Here is an 18,077-nt window from a genome sequence, read left to right on the forward strand (position 1 = left end):
TAAAATGAAAAATATATATAAAATTTTAATCGCATTTATTGGTGTACTTGCGGTATCGTGTAATGCTGATGCTGTAGATGAAAGACCAATTGTTGAAGCTGTTTCGACACCTGAAATTACTGCTCCTGCAACAGGAAAAGTATTTGTTCTGGATGTTAATAAGCCAACAGAAGAAGCTGCAAAATTTCAATGGTCAGCAGCGAAATACTCTGCTGCCGTAGTAGTAAAATACAATTTGTTGATTGATAAAAAAGGAGGTGATTTTACAGCTGCTAAAACTTTAGCGAGTACCAGTAATATTACCGGGGCTTCAGTACTTGTTAAGGATTTAAATCAGGCAGCGCTTGATCTTGGCGCTCAAACAGACGTGGTTTCATTATTTGATGTAAAAGTAGCATCAAGTGTTTCAGGAGGAGTTCCTCAGGTATCTAAAACAGCAATAACAATTAGTGTAACTCCTTATACCGGAAAATTAGATTATAAATTTACAGAATGGTATTTAGTAGGTGATGCAACAGTGTCAGGTTGGGATAATAACAAAGGAAACCAAATTTTGTTCAGAAGTGCAAAAAATGCTAACGAATACACTTTTACAGGATTCTTTAAAGCAGGCGCTTTTAAAACCATTAGTACTTTAGGCAGCTGGGCTCCAATGTACGGTGGTGCAACTGGAACTTTGGCTTACAGAGGAAAAGATTCAGACCCTGATCCGGCTAGTTTTGTAATTGCAGCAGATGGGTATTATACGTTTACAATGGATGTACAAGAATTAACGTATAAACTGATTGCTTATGATGCTACCGCTGCAAAATCTTTTGCAACAGTTGGTATTGTTGGAGACAGTACACCAGGAGGCTGGGATGCATCTACAGCAATGAAAAAATCTACATTTAATGGTCATATCTGGAGTTTAGGCGTAACATCCTTAAAAGATGGTTTACTTAAATTTAGAGCAAATGATAATTGGGATGTTTCATGGGGAGGAACTACTCCTTTTTCAGGGGGAGGAAACGGTGAAAACATACCGGTAGCAAAATCTAAATATGTAATTTATTTCAATGACTTAGACGGAAGCTATTTAATGATTCCAAATCAGGAGTAATTTTTTTCTTGAAATATTTAAAAGGGCTATCTACGGGATAGCCCTTTTTTAATCACGCTAACTAACCAAATAACCACAACCATTATGAAAAAAACTATACTATTTCTATTGTTTTTATTTTCTATAGCTGTCAATGCCCAACAACTGACAGTTTCTCCAGCCATTTTTAATGTCGATGAACCTGTAACAATTACGGTTTCATTTGATTCACCAATTTGTAATGAAATGGGGATTAATCCTTCAAAAGTTTATATGCACTCAGGTATTGGGTCAGAAGCAAATCCTTGGGCAACTGCAAAAGGGAATTGGGGTAATGATGACGGGATTGGACTAATGGTTAATAATGGCAATGGTACATGGAGTATTACTATAACGCCAAGTATTTATTATGGCTTAACAGTTGCTCAGCAAATAGACGCTACAAAAATGGGTCTCGTGTTTAGAAACGCAAACGGATCTCAAACATTCAAACAAGCTCCATCCTGTTCTGATTTTTTTGTTAAAGTAGGTTCGTTTCAGGTAAATTTAACGGCGCCATTAGAAAATAGTGCTACTACAATAACATCAGGATCTGATTTTAATATTGCAGCAACTAATACAAACGGTGCTGCCGCCTATTCTTTAAAAGCAAACGGAACCGTAATCAATACCAATGTCAGTACATCTGCTTATTCGTATTCTCATAGTAATGTTACAAACAATCAGAGTTATGAATTGAGTGTCACCCAGGGCGCAATAACAATTGTAAAAAAGTTCTCAGTGATAGTAAACCCAAATACGGTTTTAGAAGCAATGCCAACGGGCTTAGTGGATGGAATTAATTACAATTCTGCCGATGCGACAAAAGCAACTCTTGTTCTGGATGCCCCTTTAAAAGACTTTGTTTACGTGGCGGGAAGCTTTAATAACTGGCAGCCAACATTGGCGTATGCCATGAAAAAAGATCCGGCTTCAGGTAAATTCTGGTTAGAATTAACGGGATTGGTTTCCGGAGTACATAATACCTATCAATATTGGGTCGTAGAAACAACTCCAATTGCAAATTCGCCTTCATTAGTAAAAACGGCTGATCCGTATTCGACTTTAGTGCTGTCTCCTTATGATGATGGCGGGATTCCTTCAGCTTCCTATCCCAATATGCCAGCTTATCCAGCCGGACAAAATTTTGAAGTAACCGTTCTGAAAACAGGACAAACACCTTATAATTGGCAAATAACGAATTTTACAAAACCGGAGAAAGATAAATTAGTAGTCTATGAAGTTCTGGTTCGGGATTTTGACGCCGCCAGAAATTATCAAAGTTTAATTGATAAAATCGAATATTTTAAAACATTAAAAATTAATGCTATCGAATTAATGCCTGTAATGGAGTTCGAAGGCAATGAAAGCTGGGGGTATAATACTTCGTTTCACATGGCTTTGGATAAGTTTTACGGAACTTCGGATAAATTAAAAGAACTTATTGACCTGTGCCATCAAAACGGAATTGCGGTTATTCTGGATGTGGCTTTAAATCATGCTTTTGGGCGAAATCCGATGGTAAGAATGTGGATGAATGATCCTGATGGAGATGGTTTTGGTTCGCCAACAGTTGAAAATCCGTATTTCAATACCGTAGCGAAACACAGTTATAGTGTGGGGGAAGATTTTAATCATCAATCATTAAAAACTCAAAATTATGTAGATCGTGTCATCAAACAATGGATTGAAGAATACAAAATTGACGGTTTTCGTTGGGATTTAACCAAAGGTTTTACGCAAGCATGTACCGCAAGCGATGATGCCTGCACAAACGCATATCAGCAGGACAGAGTAGATATCCTGAAGAAATACGCAGACTATTCCTGGAGTTTAGACCCAACACATTATACAATTTTTGAACATTTAGGAACCGATGCCGAAGAAAAAGAATGGGCAAATTACAGAGTAACAGATCCTGTGAGCAAGGGAATAATGTTATGGGGAAAAATGACAGGACCATACAATCAATTGTCAATGGGATATGCCGGAGAAAGTGATATTTCAAGAATGACAAGCACAAGCCGTGGTTTTGCTGCAAATCGATTAGTAGGTTATGCAGAAAGTCATGACGAAGAGCGTTTGATGTATAAAAACGTACAATACGGAAATTCAGATGGGACTTATAATGTAAAGACTTTAAATACAGCCTTGTCAAGAATGTCTGCTATTGGTGCTGTTTCGTTACTGGTTCCGGGGCCTAAAATGATTTGGCATTTTGGAGAATTAGGTTGGGAAAATTCTATTTTTACTTGTAACGATAATATGGTAAATACAGATTTTGATGCTGCTTCAGGCGACTGTAAACTAGATACAAAACCACAGCCTCAATGGGTAAATAATTGGCTGGGAAATACCAGTCGAAACAAAATTTACAACGATTGGGCAAAGATGATCACGCTTAAAATAAAAGAACCGGCATTCTCCGGCATTGCTACAATTGCAAGTGTGAATTCAGTATTGGTTAATATTAAAATAAGTAATGAAAATGTAGCCTCAACACAATTAAAAGATGTTTTAATTCTGGCCAATTTTGATGTTATGGCACAAAATGTTTCAACAGGATTTAAGTATACAGGAACATGGTATAATTTAATGGATAATACCACAATAAATGTTACTGATGTAAATGCTCCTGTAAATTTGCCAGCTGGCGAATACAGGATTTACGGAAACAAACAAGCAAGTTTAGCAATAGCCGATTTTGAAAAAGGAAATACAGTAAACCTGTATCCGAACCCTGTTTCAAATTATTTTACGTTAAATGTAGCAACCGTCAAAGTTCAGGTTTATGCCATTTCCGGACAATTAGTAAAAAGTTTCAATACCAATGGAAATCCGGATTTTCAGTTTGGGGTAAGTGACCTAAAGACCGGATTGTACATTGTAAAAGCAATCGATGAAAATAATAAGGTTCAGGTGATGAAATTCCTGAAAAAATAGACTCAAAGAATCTGTAAAATATACGTACTAAGTAAAAGTTTTTGGTTTGGTTAGTAATGCAAAAGGGCTGTTCTATGTAAAATAGACAGCCCTTTTCTCATGTGTTTTTTTGTTATTTCTTTTTGTTATTATATTCTCCAATAACAGCAAAATAACCAAATGTCCCTAATCCTAAAACAATTAGCGGAGTAAGGATAAATAAGATAATGATACCAAATACAAGATCATCCTGCTGGTCTGAAAGTAATTTCGGTAAGCCAAATTCAAACACGCAAAAATAAGCCGCTGCAACTGCCAGAATAACCCATAAAACACCTAAAATTTGTTTGATCGCATTCATAATTTATAATATTAAAGGTGATTAGTTTTGTTTTTATTATCGATATAGATCATTCCAATTACAAAGCAAACAGATGCAATAATAATAGGGTACCAAAGTCCGTCAAGATAATAATCTGACTTTCCTGAATTCTTGGCATGTGTAACAAAATAAGTTGAAATAGCAGGAAGCAACCCTCCAAAAATACCATTCCCTACATGATAAGGAAGAGACATCGAAGTGTATCGTATTTTTGTTGGAAACATTTCTACTAAAAAAGCAGCAATTGGACCATATACCATAGTTACAAATAAAACCTGAATAAAAACCAGTAAAATCAATGTCCACTCATCACTGGAGTTGATGCTGATGGAAATATGGCTTTGAGGTTCTTTCTTATTATTAAACGTTGTTTTCTTTTCTACATACGAAGTTCCGTCGGTATAGGTTTTTGAAATTGTGGTAATTACATCATTATTTTTGGTTGTTTCGGTGTTTTGAAGTCTTTTTTCTACAATTTCAGTTTTGCTGTTTACATCAGTAGTATTGTACATTTCTTCGTAAATCGATCGATAAGAAAAAACAGCAAGCAACATGCCCAGCATCATAATGTGTTTTCTTCCCACTTTGTCACTCAGCCATCCAAAAACAATAAAAAACGGGGTTCCTATCAATAAAGCAATTCCAAGTAATCCATCAACTTGTGAGGAATCGATATTCATAACTGTTTTCATAAAACTCATGGCGTAGAATTGTCCGGTGTACCAAACAACACCTTGTCCCATTGTGGCGCCAAACAGAGCCAGTAAAACAAATTTTAAGTTATATCGGTTTCCAAAACTTTCTTTTAACGGATTTGTGCTTGTAGTTCCTTCTTTTTTTGCTTTAGCGAAAACAGGAGATTCGTCCATATTTTTACGGATCAGATACGAAACACCAACCATTACAATAGAAACCCAAAACGGAACACGCCATCCCCACGAATCAAAAGCTTCGGCTGACAGTGTGTTTTTTGTAGCTAAAATAACCATTAAAGAGATAAACAAACCAACCGTTGCTGTGGTTTGAATCCAGGAAGTCCAATATCCTTTCTGGCCAGCGGGAGCATGTTCAGCAACATAAGTAGCAGCTCCGCCATATTCACCACCAAGAGCGAGTCCTTGTAATAATCGAAGAATTAAGACCAATAAAGGAGCAAAAAAGCCTATACTTTCATAACTCGGTATGCAGCCCATTAAAAAAGTAGATCCGCCCATTAATAATAACGTAGCCATAAAGGTATACTTGCGGCCAATAATATCACCTAGTCTTCCAAAAAACAAAGCTCCAAACGGGCGGACAACAAATCCGGCAGCAAAAGTGGCTAAAGTAGATAAAAAAGCTGCGGTTGGATTATCGCTTGGAAAAAATTTGGTTGAAATTACAACAGCCAAACTTCCAAAAATATAGAAATCATACCACTCGATCATGGTACCCATTGAGGAGGCCGAAATCACTTTCCAAATGCCTTTAGTAGAAGTTGTACTCATAAAATGTTCTGTGTTTTTAACAATAAATAAAATTGTAAACTATCATTTTACGAATATATAAGATATTTTTTTATTTAGTTGGTACTTTTTTAACAAAAAACACTTAATTGTTGACTTACGGCTGTTAGTGCAAAGAATGCAGGAAAAAATGTAAAAGGTTTGCGAAGCTATACATTAAACTCTGCGAACCTTTGTGGTAAAACTTTTTATTTTTCAGGTAAATTTTTCAGGAAAGTAATAAAAACAAAAAACCCGAATATTGCTATTCGGGTTTTGGTGGTGCCTCCAGGGATCGAACCAGGGACACATGGATTTTCAGTCCATTGCTCTACCATCTGAGCTAAGGCACCGTGCTGATTGCGGGTGCAAATATAGGATCATTTTTCGTTTATCCAAAACATTTTTTAAAAAAAATCAATTCGTATCTTTGCGTTCATAAAAAAGGAAACATGATTTTAACTGTCGATGTTGGTAATACCAGAATTAAAGCTGCTGTATTTGAGCGAAGTACTGTTCTTGAAACTTTTGTTTTTGATAAAAACGAGCTGGAAGAAAAAATTGAAAAAATTTTAAAAAAATTTCAAAATTGCTCTGATTTGGTCATTGCTTCAGTTGGAAATGTCGAAAAACAGTCTTTTTTAAATTTCGAAAGTCGGTTAAATATCCATTTCCTGACCCATGAAGATGCTTTTCCCTTTGTAAATAAATATGCAACCCCAAAAACATTAGGAATAGACAGAATGGTTTTGGCTGCAGGAGCTACTTTACAATTTCCTAAACAAAATAGATTAGTAATTGATGCCGGAACATGCATTACCTACGATTTCATCGACGAAAATGATCATTATCTGGGCGGAGCGATTTCTCCGGGTTTAAGATTGCGTTACGAAACATTGCATAATTACACGGCTAAACTGCCTTTACTGACTTTTGAATTGCCTGAAGAATATATAGGAAACTCAACTGCACAGGCTATTCATTCAGGAGTTGTCAATGGGTTCGTCTATGAGATTGACGGTTTTATCGATGAATATCAGGCAAACTTTTCAAATTTTATAATAATTTTAACGGGAGGAGATGCAGATTTTTTGGCTAAACGATTAAAAAATACCATATTTGCCAATTCAAATTTCCTTTTGGAGAGTTTGAACCAAACATTTCAATATAAAATCGACAATGATTAAAAAAATTATAGTAAGCGCTTGTTTGCTTATCTCGTTCGTTTCATTCGCTCAGCAGGGTACTGCTTCTCCTTATTCTTTTTTCGGAATTGGTGATGTGAGATTTAAAGGAACTCTTGAAAACAGATCTATGGCAGGAGTTGTGGTGGAACAGGACAGTATTCACCTAAATATTGAAAATCCGGCCAGTTATGCCAGTTTGGGACAAACTACTTTTACAGTTGGGGGAACTTTTGCAACTTCAGTATTAAAAACAAGTGAGAAATCTGAAAAAGCACAAAGAACTACTTTTGATTACTTGGCAGTAGGAATTCCTATGGGGAAATTTGGAGCAGCATTTGGTTTAATTCCGGTAAGTTCAGTTGGATACAAAATTCAAAATGACAATACAGCTACTGAAGGAGCAACAAGTACACAACTTCAGGGAACTGGAGGAGTTAACAAAGTGTTTTTTGGTTTAGGATATAAAATTAAAAAGAACTGGACAGTTGGAGCTGATGCCCAATATAATTTTGGTAAAATTACGACGACCAGTTTAGAGCTTGTTACAGGTGTTCAAAATGCAACCAAAGAAACTAATGCTTCTGAATTGTCAGGTGTTAGTTTTAATATAGGTACAATGTATCAAACTAAGATTGATAAAAAATTAAGCTTGTTTACCAGTTTAAGTTATTCCTTTGCCAGTACATTAAATTCAGTGAATACAAGAATTATTGCAGTTGATGGCGATCCGGATCCTTATACGGCTCCTTCGTCTAATGTCGACTTAAAACTACCAAACAAAGTGACTTTTGCTGCAGGTATTGGGCAGGAAAGAAAATGGTTAGTAGGTACTTCAATGTCTTTTCAGGGTAATGGACAACTTGCTAATTACTACAATTCAGCAGATAATGTACGTTATGAAAAGTATCAGAAATATGCAGTAGGAGGATATTATATTCCTAATTATGCTTCATTTACCAGCTACATGAGCAGAATTACTTATAGAGCCGGATTGAAATATGAGAAAATAGGTTTAATAATCAATAATGAGTCAATCAATGATGTTGGTATGAACTTAGGAGCGGGAATCCCCTTGGGTAATGGTTCTTTTTCAAACGTAAACGTTGGATTGGAATTTGGTAAAAGAGGAACAGTAGCATCAAATTTAGTTCAGGAAAACTATTTTAATTTTAGTTTAAGTTTCTCATTTAATGACAGATGGTTCGTGAAAAGCAAATTCAACTAAGCGTAACTTTATATGTTTTTCTAAGCTCATTACAATTTACTACATTTGGCAAATGAATTTACCAAAGAGATATATTATAACCGTTGTCACAGTTCTTGCTGTGACACTGTTTTTTGGATGCGAAAGTAATTTTAAAGAAGTTCAAAAAATTAACTTCTCAGAATTTGTTCCAGGCAGTGATGCTGATACGATTAATATCAAATACACAGATTCAGGACGTATTACCGGTGTTCTGAAAGCCCCAAAAATGTTAGATTACTCTAATCTTGATTTTCCTTTTACAGAATTTCCAAAAGGAATTGATGTCACCTTATACGATAAAAAAGAAAAACGTACTTTTATAAGATCGAATTATGCTGTTTCATACAAGCAAACCGATATTATTGATTTACAGGGAAAAGTCAAAATTACATCAGAAACTGGTCAGATGCTGGAAACAGAACAGCTGTATTTTGATCAGAAAAACGAATGGTTTTATACCGAAAGAAAATTTAAGCTAACAGATGCAAAAGGAGTTTCATACGGACAAGGCATTGATTTTAGTAAAGATTTTAAAGTGATTAATTCGCAGCGCGTAACGGGCGAAATAGAATCAAACGAATAAAAATATATATTATGGGTTATTTAAAATATACACAATACGTTTACATAGCATTTGCGGTCTACTTTATTTATGACGGATTCACAAAGCTAAACGATGGGAATGATACAGCTGCATTAAGTTTTATAATAGCAGGTATGGCGATTTTTATGTTTTTCTTTAGAAGAAAATTTGTCAGGAAATTTGATGATCGTAACAAAAAACAGTAAAAATGGAAATTAGTATTATAATACTATGTTTAATACTATCAGCCCTTTTTTCGGGAATGGAAATAGCTTTTATTTCTTCGAATAAAATTTATCTTGAAATCGAAAAGAAACAGGATAATTTTATATCAAAAATCCTCACCAGACTTACAGAGAACCCTTCAAAATTTATTGCTGCCATGCTTATTGGTAACAATGTAGCTTTGGTAGTGTATGGGTTTTACATGGGGGATTTAATTCTGGAATGTATAATCAAATTTGGATTTCATTTTTCGAACCTGACAAGTTTATTGGTTCAGACCCTAATTTCAACTTTTATAGTTTTAATAACCGCCGAATTTTTTCCAAAGGTTTTTTTTCAGATTTATGCCAATTCATTAATTAAGATTTTTGCAATTCCGGCGTATTTTTTTTACAGGTTGTTTTATTACATCTCCACCTTTTTTATTTGGGTTTCGGATTTTGTTCTTCGAAAATTTTTTAAGACAGAAGGCGATCAGGTGCAATTGTATTTTAGTAAAGTAGAACTTGGGAACTACATTACCGAACAAATGAATTCGGTTGAAGATGATGAAGAAGTAGATTCCGAAATTCAGATTTTTCAAAATGCATTAGAATTTTCGGGTGTAAAAGCACGTGATATAATGACGCCCCGTACAGAGATAGTCGATGTCGATTTATTCGACAGTATTACAGATCTTAAAGAATTGTTTATAGAAACGGGCTATTCTAAAATAGTAGTAAGCCAGAACTCATTAGATGATATAGTAGGTTACGTACACTCATTTGATTTGTTTAAAAAACCTAAGACAATAAAATCAGTTTTAATGACGGTTGAATATGTGCCGCAAACCATTCTGATAAAAGATGCTTTGAATTTGTTGATTAAAAAACGAAAGAATGTAGCAGTCGTTTTAGATGAATATGGCGGGACTTCCGGTATTATTACGATAGAAGATATTGTAGAAGAACTGTTTGGGGAGATTGAAGATGAACATGATTCAGAAGAAGAGTTGATCGAAAAAGAGTTGGGAGAAGGTAAATATTTGTTTTCGACCCGTTTAGATGTAGAGTATTTAAATGAAACCTATAAATTGATGATACCTGAAGAAGATTCTTACGGGACTTTGGGTGGTTTTATTGTTAATTTTACAAAAGAAATTCCTCAAAAAGGAGAAGAAATAGTAATTGACAGCTATCATTTCGTGATAGAAGAAGCTACAAATAAGAAAATCGAATTGGTTAAATTGACAATAAAAGAGTGATTTTTTAAATTAATAAAAAAAATTGTGTAAAATAAAACGCTAGTTGTATTGTTATTAACTAGATAATTGTATTTTCGCAAACTGAATATAAAATTAACGATAATAAAAATGGCAGTTTTAGCAAAAATTAGACAGCGTTCCGCTTTATTGATAGGAGTTATTGCACTTGCATTATTTGCATTTATAATACAAGATCTATTCACTAGAGGAACATTTGGTCAAAGTTCAAAAGATGTGGGAAGCATCGATGGAAAAGATATTTCATTTGAAGACTTTAGAGTTAAAGTTAGTAATGTTGAAAAAAGTGGTCAAGGAATTACTTCCACTGAAGCTGCAAACAGAGTTTGGGACCAAGAGGTTTCAATCGCATTATTATCTGCTCAGTTTGATAAATTAGGATTAAGAGTTGGTGAAAAACACTTAATTGAAGTTTTAAAATCAGATCCAAATATTGGTAAAAACCCAATGTTCCTTAACGCAGCAGGTATGTTCGATGTGGTAAAATTTAAAGAATACTTTAAAGCTAACCCTGAAGCGGCTCAATATATTGCTGACAAAGAAAAAGATGCTGAATTAAACGCAAAATTTCAAATCTATAATACATTAGTAAAATCTGGACTTTACACAACTGCTAGTGAAGGAAAGCTGAAATATGAAATGGAAGCTAACAAAGTAAACTTTGCTTATGCTGCTGCATTATATTCTTCTATTAAAGATAGTGAAGTGAAAATTTCCGATTCGGAAATTGTAGATTACATGAAGAAAAACGAGAAAAAATTCAAAGCAGATGCAACTCGTGAAATTCAATATGTTTTAGTAGAGGATAAAGCTTCAAAAGAAGACGAAGCTGAAATTAAAGCTAAAATAACGGCCCTTTTAAACGGAAGAGTAGAATACAATGCAAAAACAGGTAAAAACGATACATTGCCAGGTTTTAGAAGTGCAACGAACATTGCTGAATTTGTAAACTCAAATTCTGATGTTCCTTACGATTCTACTTATGTTCCTAAAAATGCTTTACCGGCTGTTGATGCTGATAAATTATTCAGCTTGCCTGCAGGAGCAATTTACGGACCTTATGTTTACGGAAAATATTATGCTATTTCTAAATCTTTAGGATTTAAAGCTGGTGTTAATGCAAAAGCAAGCCATATCTTAATTGGTTATGAAGGATCTCAGACTCCAAACCAAAAAGAAAAAAGAACTAAAGAAGAAGCTAAAGCTAAGGCAGAAGAAATTCTGGCTCAGGTTCAGGCAAATCCGGATAGTTTCATGATGTTGGCTTTTACAAGTTCTGATGATTCATCTGCACAACAAGGTGGAGATTTAGGATATTTTGGTCCAAACCAAATGGTGAAACCTTTCAATGATTTTGTATTCAATAACGGAATTGGAAAAGTGGGATTAGTAGAAACTCCTTTTGGATTTCATATTATCAAAATTACAGACAAGCAAGACGGAATTCGTTTAGCTACGATTGCTCAAAAAATTGAGCCTTCTGAAGCTACTTCAGATAAAGTATTTACATTGGCTACTAAATTTGAAATGGAAGCGGCTGATAAAGATTTTGCTGCTACAGCAAAAGAATTAGGTTTAAAAATTGCGCCTCCTGTAACTGCAAAAGCAATGGATGAAGCATTTGGTCCTTTAGGAAACCAACGTAACATTATCAGATGGGCATTTGACAAAGAAACTAGTGTTGGAGATGTAAAACGTTTTGAACTGGCTAATATTGGTCACGTAATTGCGCAATACAAAAGCGAAAACAAATCAGGTTTAGTATCTGTGACATTGGCAAGACCTTATGTAGAGTCAATCTTGAAAAACAAGAAAAAAGCTGAGATTTTAAAAGCTAAAATGACAGGTTCTACAATTGAAGCTATCGCTAAAAACGCTGGTGTAGCAGTTCAGCAAGCTGCTAATGTTACTTTAGATAATCCGGTTTTACCTGGTGGAGTAGGACAAGAACCAAAAGTTGTTGGTAATGCATTTGCATTGACTGCAAATAAAATTTCTGCACCAATTGAAGGAAATACAGGAGTTTATGTTGTGAAAAACATTAGTACTATAAAAGCCCCTGCAATTGCTAATCATGCTGAATATGTAGCTAAGCTAAAAGCTCAAAGTGCATCTGACGCAAGTAGAATTTTACCGGCTTTAAAAAGTAATGCTAAAATTGAAGATAACAGATTACAATTTAACTACTAGTTTTTAGTAAGTAAAAAGAGTAAAAATATAAAAACCCGAAACGTTCTCACAGGATGTTTCGGGTTTCTTTGTTTATGTAGGATTATGATTATTTTCAGGCACTAAAAAACTCTTTCATTTTAGTAAAATATATGGGAATAATAGAAAAATAATTTAAAAAATTTTGCTTATTCAGAATATTACAGTTAATTTGTTCGAATTTTTATTTTAGTAAGATTGATTTTGCCAAAAAATTGTTGATTAAAATTAAGAAAAGAAAAATGAGTAACTATTTTAATAATCAGGCATTTATTGTTTATGTTTAATTTGTTGAAAAGAAAACCCAGAGTGTATTCTAAAATAGAGAATCACATTTTTGGAATAATTACGGAGCTTTTAAAACTTGGCAGCACTGACATCAATGTTGATGAATTGGGGGGTAAGTATTATTTAAGTAACGAAGAGCAGCATTTTAAGGTTACGGTATTGAGTAATGATTATGTTATTCGTCTTACCAATACCCGGGACTCTGTAGCTGAGAAGTATGAAAAAGCCTTTGTCGAGGATGTATTAAAAGCTATAAAAGAAGAAAAGCATCGAAGAATGGAAGTCGTTTATGATTCCATTACCAATAGTATAGAAAAAATGGCAGAGCGTTTGCATAATACGCTGATCGAATCGAATGAACTGGAAACTCAAAAAGTCCGACGACTCGAAACAAAACATATTAAGAATAAAAAAGTGAATTTCTGATTCACTTTTTTATTTCTGTAAAATCATTTCATCATACTTAAGGATCGTTTTATATCCTTTAGAGATAAAATAAGCTTCGGGGTTTTCTTTAGAGATCACCATTACAAAGTCGCCTCCCCAGGCACCAAGACTTTTGATAACACCATTAAAATCAGGAAAAGCAATCTCTTTAATAGTTTGTATTTCCAAAATATTACTTAAGTGAATTTCATGTTTTTCAATAGCGTGAGCAAATTCCTGTAAGGTTTTTGCATTTAGGACAGCGGCCGTAATTTTATTATTATCGGTAATGTTTTGCGCTAAATTCTGATTCTTATTATTGTAGTAAGCATTTATAGCAGCTTTGCTGTTTTGCTTTTTATTTAGGTAAACATAGTAGATGTTTGATGTAAAATCAGGATTAAAGCTTACAGCTTCTACCAGAGGTGAACTGTTTTCCAGACGATAAACAATTGGAGTGTCATTCTGCGCACATGCAATGTCATAACCGCTTCCGCCAAAACTGTTTTTGAGCAGCGTAAAAGCATCAATTTGGGTCCATTGGGCAATATTGTTTAATAAAGTCGAAGAAGTACCTAATCCCCAGTTTTTTGGAAATGTAAGTTGTGTACTGATTTTATACCCTTCGGAATTATTTATGAAATCAGGATTTAAAAGATACGCTTCGTGTAATATCTGGATTAAAGTAGATTTTACGGTTTCGGTTTTGGTATTGATATTATGGATAATTTCAGAAAAGGAAATAGTGTCTTCGTACCAAAGATGATCATCGAAATCATAACTTTTCCACTGTATTTCCTGGTTTGAACCGTTTTGTATAATTAAATTTTGACCAAATTTAGTAGGTAATGCAAAAGCTCTGGCGCCATCTAAAACTAAATATTCGCCTGTAATTAAGAGTTTTCCGTTACTGTAAAAGGTTGTTTGCATACGTAAATTTTTAGCCCCGATAGCAGTGAAAATCCTTTTGCTTTTTTCTTTCAAAAAGCAAAAGATTGAAACGGATAGCGGGATGAGCTCCCTATCCGTCAGTGTTGCTCGGAGTTTCTCGTTTATTTTCTCAGATTCTCAATAAATTCAACAACTGCACTGTGAGAAACTACATTTTTCTTAAAATGAGATTTAATTAATCGGCGTTCTTCTTCGGTAGCTTCAAATTGATTGATAATGTTGTTTAAGTGCATTTTCATGTGTCCTTCCTGAATTCCGGTAGTCGTTAGCGAGCGTAAAGCGGCAAAATTTTGTGCTAGTCCGGCAACGGCTACAATTTGCATGAGTTCCTTGGCTGAAGGTTTTTCGAGGATATCAAAACATAGTTTTACTAAAGGATGCAATGAAGTTAATCCGCCAACGGTTCCTAGTGCTAACGGAATTTCGAGCCAGAAAGTGAAAATTCCGTTCTCTGTTTTTGCATGGGATAAACTTGCATATTGTCCGTTTTTAGAGGCATAAGCATGTACTCCTGCTTCTACGGCTCTAAAATCATTTCCGGTAGCCAGAATTACGGCGTCAACTCCGTTCATGATTCCCTTATTATGGGTTACCGCTCTAAAAGGTTCGACTTCGGCAATTTGCACAGCTTGTAAAAATCGCTCCGCAAATTCCTGAGGATTTGGGATGTGTTTTTCGGTTAAATCTTCTATTGGGCAGGAAACTTCTGCTCTGACAATGCAATTTGGGACATAATTTGACAAAATGCTCATGATTACTTTTACAGATTCATCTTCAGAAAACAGGCTTGAATTTTGAAATTCATCCTTTAAAGTGGCAGCAAATTGTTCCAAACAGGAATTTATAAAATTTGCCCCCATACTGTCTTTGGTTTCGAAAGTGGCATGAAGCTGAAAATAATTTTCAAGTAAACTGCGTTTGTCTTTTAGTTTAATATCCAGAATTCCTCCGCCACGTTGTTGCATGTTTTTAGTAATGCTTTGTGTGTCTGAGAAGAATTTAGGTTTTATCTGATCAAAAAAAGAATGTAATTTTTCGGCATCTCCATTAAAAGTAAAATGAACCTGGCCAATTTTTTCCGTATCAATTACAGTGGCCTTAAAGCCACCTCTTGTTGACCAGTATTTTGCTGCTTTTGCTGCAGCGGCAACAACAGAGCTTTCTTCAATCGCCATAGGAATGGTTTTGTATTGTCCGTTGATTAAAAAATTAGGCGCAACTCCAAGTGGGATATATAAATTAGTAATTGTATTTTCTATAAATTCATCATGCAATTGTTGAAGCTTTTCATCTGAATTCCAGTAATTTCTTATAATATTTAGCGCATCTTCAGGGCTTGAAAAATAGGTATTGGCGATCCAGTTTATTTTTTCTTTTTTGGATAATTTAGAAAATCCGGCAACAGCGTTGTTCATTCTCAGTATTTTAAATAATAATGTTGCGGCAAAGATACCATTTTAAGACTTTTGATTGCAATGTATTTGGAATTTGAAAAAGCGCAATCGTTATTTTTTTTAACATTTAACACTTAAAATGTGTATTATGTTTATTTTTTTTACTAAAATTGGGCTCTTTTTTATATTTAAAATAATTCTCAATGAATACGAGTAAAATTACTGTAATACTTTTATTTTTAGTGGCGACTGTTTTTGGCCAACAAAAAATTACTGTCGAAGATATTTATAGCGGAGCATTTCGTGCAAAAGGAATGGATGAGCTGCAATCGTTAAAGAATACAGACCAGTATACAGTTTTAAATGTAGATCAGGCCAGCAGAAGTATGCAGATAGATTTGTATGACTTTGCAACCCTAAAAAAAGTATCGAACTTAATTGATACAAAAAATCATAAGGATCTTGCCGACGGAATTGACAGCTATACTTTTGATGCTTCTGAAAAAAAGATTTTAATTGCCTGTAATTCAAACAAAATCTTTCGTCACTCTTTTACGGCAGATTATTTTTTATATGATTTAACTACAAAATCACTGATAAAACTTTTTGATTTTCAGGTACAGGAACCTACTTTCTCACCTGACGGAACTAAAATTGCTTATGCCAGAGAAAACAATTTATATGTTTATGATGTAGCCTCTAAAAAATCAACAGCAGTCACAACTGACGGAAAGAAAAATGCAATTATTAATGGTATCACGGATTGGGTTTACGAAGAAGAATTTGCTTTTGTCCGGGCTTTTGACTGGAGTAAAGACAGTAAAAAATTAGCCTATATTCGTTTTGATGAAAGTGCAGTTCCGGAATTTTCAATGTCAATGTTTCATAAAGACCTTTATCCAACAATTGAAACGTTTAAATACCCGAAAGCAGGAGAGAAAAATTCAGAAGTTTCATTACATATTTATGATGCGGCTGCCAATGCAACTAAAAAAGTACAGTTAGGAAATTATAATGACTTTTATATTGCAAGACTGCAATGGACCAATGATAATAATACTTTGTCAGCTCAGGTTTTAAACCGCCACCAGAATAATCTTGATTTATTATTTGTTGACGGAACTACTGCTACTGCAAAAGTGGTTTTAAATGAAAAAGATAAAGCTTATGTCGATGTTACAGACAATTTGACTTTCTTAAAAGATAACAGCTTTATCTGGACAAGCGAAAAAGATGGTTTTAATCATATTTATGTGTATGATAAAACCGGAAAACTTAAAAATCAGGTTACAAAAGGAAACTGGGAAATAACTTCATATTACGGTTTCGACGAAAAAACAAAAACTATTTTCTATCAGTCTACAGAAAATGGTTCTATCAACAGGGATCTTTACAGAATTGGATTAGACGGAAAAAATAAAGTACGTTTAACAACAAAAACCGGATCAAGTGCGGCAACTTTTAGCCCTAATTTTCAATATTTTATTACCACATTTTCCAGCGCTTCTCAACCAACAACTTACACGTTAAATGAAGCAAAGACAGGTAAGGAAGTTCAGGTTATTGAGGATAACAAAGATCTTTCTGCGGGATTGGTAGCTTATAATTTGCCGGCTAAAGAATATTTTGTTTTAAAAACAGCTAAAGGAAATGAGCTAAATGCCTGGATTATGAAGCCAAAAGATTTTGATCCTTCAAAAAAATATCCGGTTTTCATGATTCAGTATTCCGGGCCAGGATCACAACAAGTGGTAAATGCCTGGGGAAGTTCTAATGAATATTGGTTTATGATGTTGACACAAAAAGGATATATCGTAGCTTGTGTTGATGGAAGAGGGACTGGTTTTAAAGGAGCTGATTTCAAAAAAGTGACTCAGCTACAATTAGGGAAATATGAAGTAGAAGATCAAATTGATGCGGCAAAAGTAATTGGTGCTTATCCGTACGTTGATGCTTCAAGAATTGGAATCTGGGGTTGGAGCTATGGCGGATTTATGGCTTCTAACTGTATTTTTCAGGGGAATGATGTGTTTAAAATGGCAATTGCTGTAGCTCCGGTTACAAACTGGCGTTTTTATGATAGTGTTTATACAGAGAGATACATGCAGACTCCTCAGGAAAATGCAAGCGGATACGATCAAAACTCTCCAATAAACCACGTTGATAAATTAAAAGGTAAGTTTTTATTGATTCACGGTTCTGGTGATGACAACGTTCATGTGCAAAATTCAATGCAAATGATGGAAGCGTTAATTCAGGCCAATAAACAATTTGATTCTCAGATATATCCGGATAAAAATCACGGGATTTATGGTGGTCAGACCAGAATTCAGCTTTATAATAAAATGACTAACTTTATCAAAGAAAATTTATAATTTAAAACAAATTAACCTTAAATAA

Annotated in this window: 13 protein-coding genes and 1 tRNA gene; 9 read left to right on the forward strand and 5 right to left on the reverse strand. The window is 34.4% G+C overall.

The window, feature by feature from the left end; translation table 11 throughout:
* Positions 1-4: 4 nt before the first annotated feature.
* Both ACHRWY_RS06640 and ACHRWY_RS06645 read left to right on the forward strand, forming a co-directional pair.
* Positions 5-1,102 carry a SusE domain-containing protein gene (locus tag ACHRWY_RS06640; RefSeq protein ID WP_395353472.1) on the forward strand — a complete coding sequence of 366 codons (1,098 nt, stop codon included), beginning with the start codon at positions 5-7 and terminating at the stop codon, positions 1,100-1,102.
* An 84-nt stretch (positions 1,103-1,186) separates the two neighbouring features.
* On the forward strand, positions 1,187-4,063 hold the full coding sequence (locus ACHRWY_RS06645; RefSeq protein ID WP_395353473.1) for an alpha-amylase family glycosyl hydrolase: 2,877 nt from the start codon (positions 1,187-1,189) through the stop codon (positions 4,061-4,063).
* 112 nt (positions 4,064-4,175) lie between these two features.
* On the opposite strand, the gene ACHRWY_RS06650 is transcribed toward ACHRWY_RS06645, so the two are convergent.
* The 3 genes from ACHRWY_RS06650 to ACHRWY_RS06660 all read right to left on the reverse strand — a co-directional run bounded on the left by ACHRWY_RS06650 (position 4,176) and on the right by ACHRWY_RS06660 (position 6,261).
* Complete coding sequence (locus ACHRWY_RS06650) at positions 4,176-4,403, reverse strand: DUF6814 family protein (RefSeq protein ID WP_395353474.1); 228 nt, start codon at positions 4,401-4,403, stop codon at positions 4,176-4,178.
* Between the two features lie 11 nt (positions 4,404-4,414).
* Positions 4,415-5,911, reverse strand: a complete 1,497-nt coding sequence (locus ACHRWY_RS06655) for an MFS transporter (RefSeq protein WP_395353475.1) — start codon at positions 5,909-5,911, stop codon at positions 4,415-4,417.
* A 274-nt stretch (positions 5,912-6,185) separates the two neighbouring features.
* Positions 6,186-6,261: transfer RNA gene (locus ACHRWY_RS06660), tRNA-Phe, on the reverse strand.
* A 99-nt stretch (positions 6,262-6,360) separates the two neighbouring features.
* On the opposite strand from ACHRWY_RS06660, the gene ACHRWY_RS06665 reads away from it, so the two are divergent.
* The 6 genes from ACHRWY_RS06665 to ACHRWY_RS06690 all read left to right on the forward strand — a co-directional run bounded on the left by ACHRWY_RS06665 (position 6,361) and on the right by ACHRWY_RS06690 (position 13,332).
* Positions 6,361-7,095, forward strand: a complete 735-nt coding sequence (locus ACHRWY_RS06665) for a type III pantothenate kinase (protein WP_395353476.1) — start codon at positions 6,361-6,363, stop codon at positions 7,093-7,095.
* Positions 7,088-8,320: a hypothetical protein gene (locus tag ACHRWY_RS06670; protein WP_395353477.1), complete on the forward strand. Its 1,233-nt coding sequence runs from the start codon at positions 7,088-7,090 to the stop codon at positions 8,318-8,320. Before ACHRWY_RS06665 ends, ACHRWY_RS06670 begins: the two co-directional genes overlap by 8 nt.
* 52 nt (positions 8,321-8,372) lie before the next feature.
* Positions 8,373-8,924, forward strand: a complete 552-nt coding sequence (lptC, locus tag ACHRWY_RS06675; RefSeq protein ID WP_395353478.1) for an LPS export ABC transporter periplasmic protein LptC — start codon at positions 8,373-8,375, stop codon at positions 8,922-8,924.
* A gap of 208 nt (positions 8,925-9,132) precedes the next feature.
* Complete coding sequence (locus ACHRWY_RS06680; protein WP_395353479.1) at positions 9,133-10,392, forward strand: hemolysin family protein; 1,260 nt, start codon at positions 9,133-9,135, stop codon at positions 10,390-10,392.
* A 108-nt stretch (positions 10,393-10,500) separates the two neighbouring features.
* A complete protein-coding gene (locus ACHRWY_RS06685) occupies positions 10,501-12,600 on the forward strand; it encodes a peptidylprolyl isomerase (RefSeq protein ID WP_395353480.1) in 2,100 nt (699 codons plus the stop codon).
* Positions 12,601-12,927: 327 nt separating this feature from the next.
* On the forward strand, positions 12,928-13,332 hold the full coding sequence (locus ACHRWY_RS06690; protein ID WP_395353482.1) for a hypothetical protein: 405 nt from the start codon (positions 12,928-12,930) through the stop codon (positions 13,330-13,332).
* A gap of 9 nt (positions 13,333-13,341) precedes the next feature.
* Here the strand turns inward: ACHRWY_RS06690 and ACHRWY_RS06695 are convergent, their stop codons facing one another.
* A complete protein-coding gene (locus tag ACHRWY_RS06695; RefSeq protein WP_395353483.1) occupies positions 13,342-14,262 on the reverse strand; it encodes a GYDIA family GHMP kinase in 921 nt (306 codons plus the stop codon).
* 122 nt (positions 14,263-14,384) lie between these two features.
* Positions 14,385-15,698: a hydroxymethylglutaryl-CoA reductase, degradative gene (locus ACHRWY_RS06700; RefSeq protein WP_395353484.1), complete on the reverse strand. Its 1,314-nt coding sequence runs from the start codon at positions 15,696-15,698 to the stop codon at positions 14,385-14,387.
* 182 nt (positions 15,699-15,880) lie between these two features.
* Between ACHRWY_RS06700 and ACHRWY_RS06705 the strand changes: the two genes are divergently transcribed.
* Positions 15,881-18,052: a S9 family peptidase gene (locus tag ACHRWY_RS06705; protein ID WP_395353485.1), complete on the forward strand. Its 2,172-nt coding sequence runs from the start codon at positions 15,881-15,883 to the stop codon at positions 18,050-18,052.
* The last annotated feature ends 25 nt before the right edge of the window (positions 18,053-18,077 follow it).

Source organism: Flavobacterium sp. FlaQc-48 (assembly GCF_044007335.1).
Taxonomy (GTDB): domain Bacteria; phylum Bacteroidota; class Bacteroidia; order Flavobacteriales; family Flavobacteriaceae; genus Flavobacterium.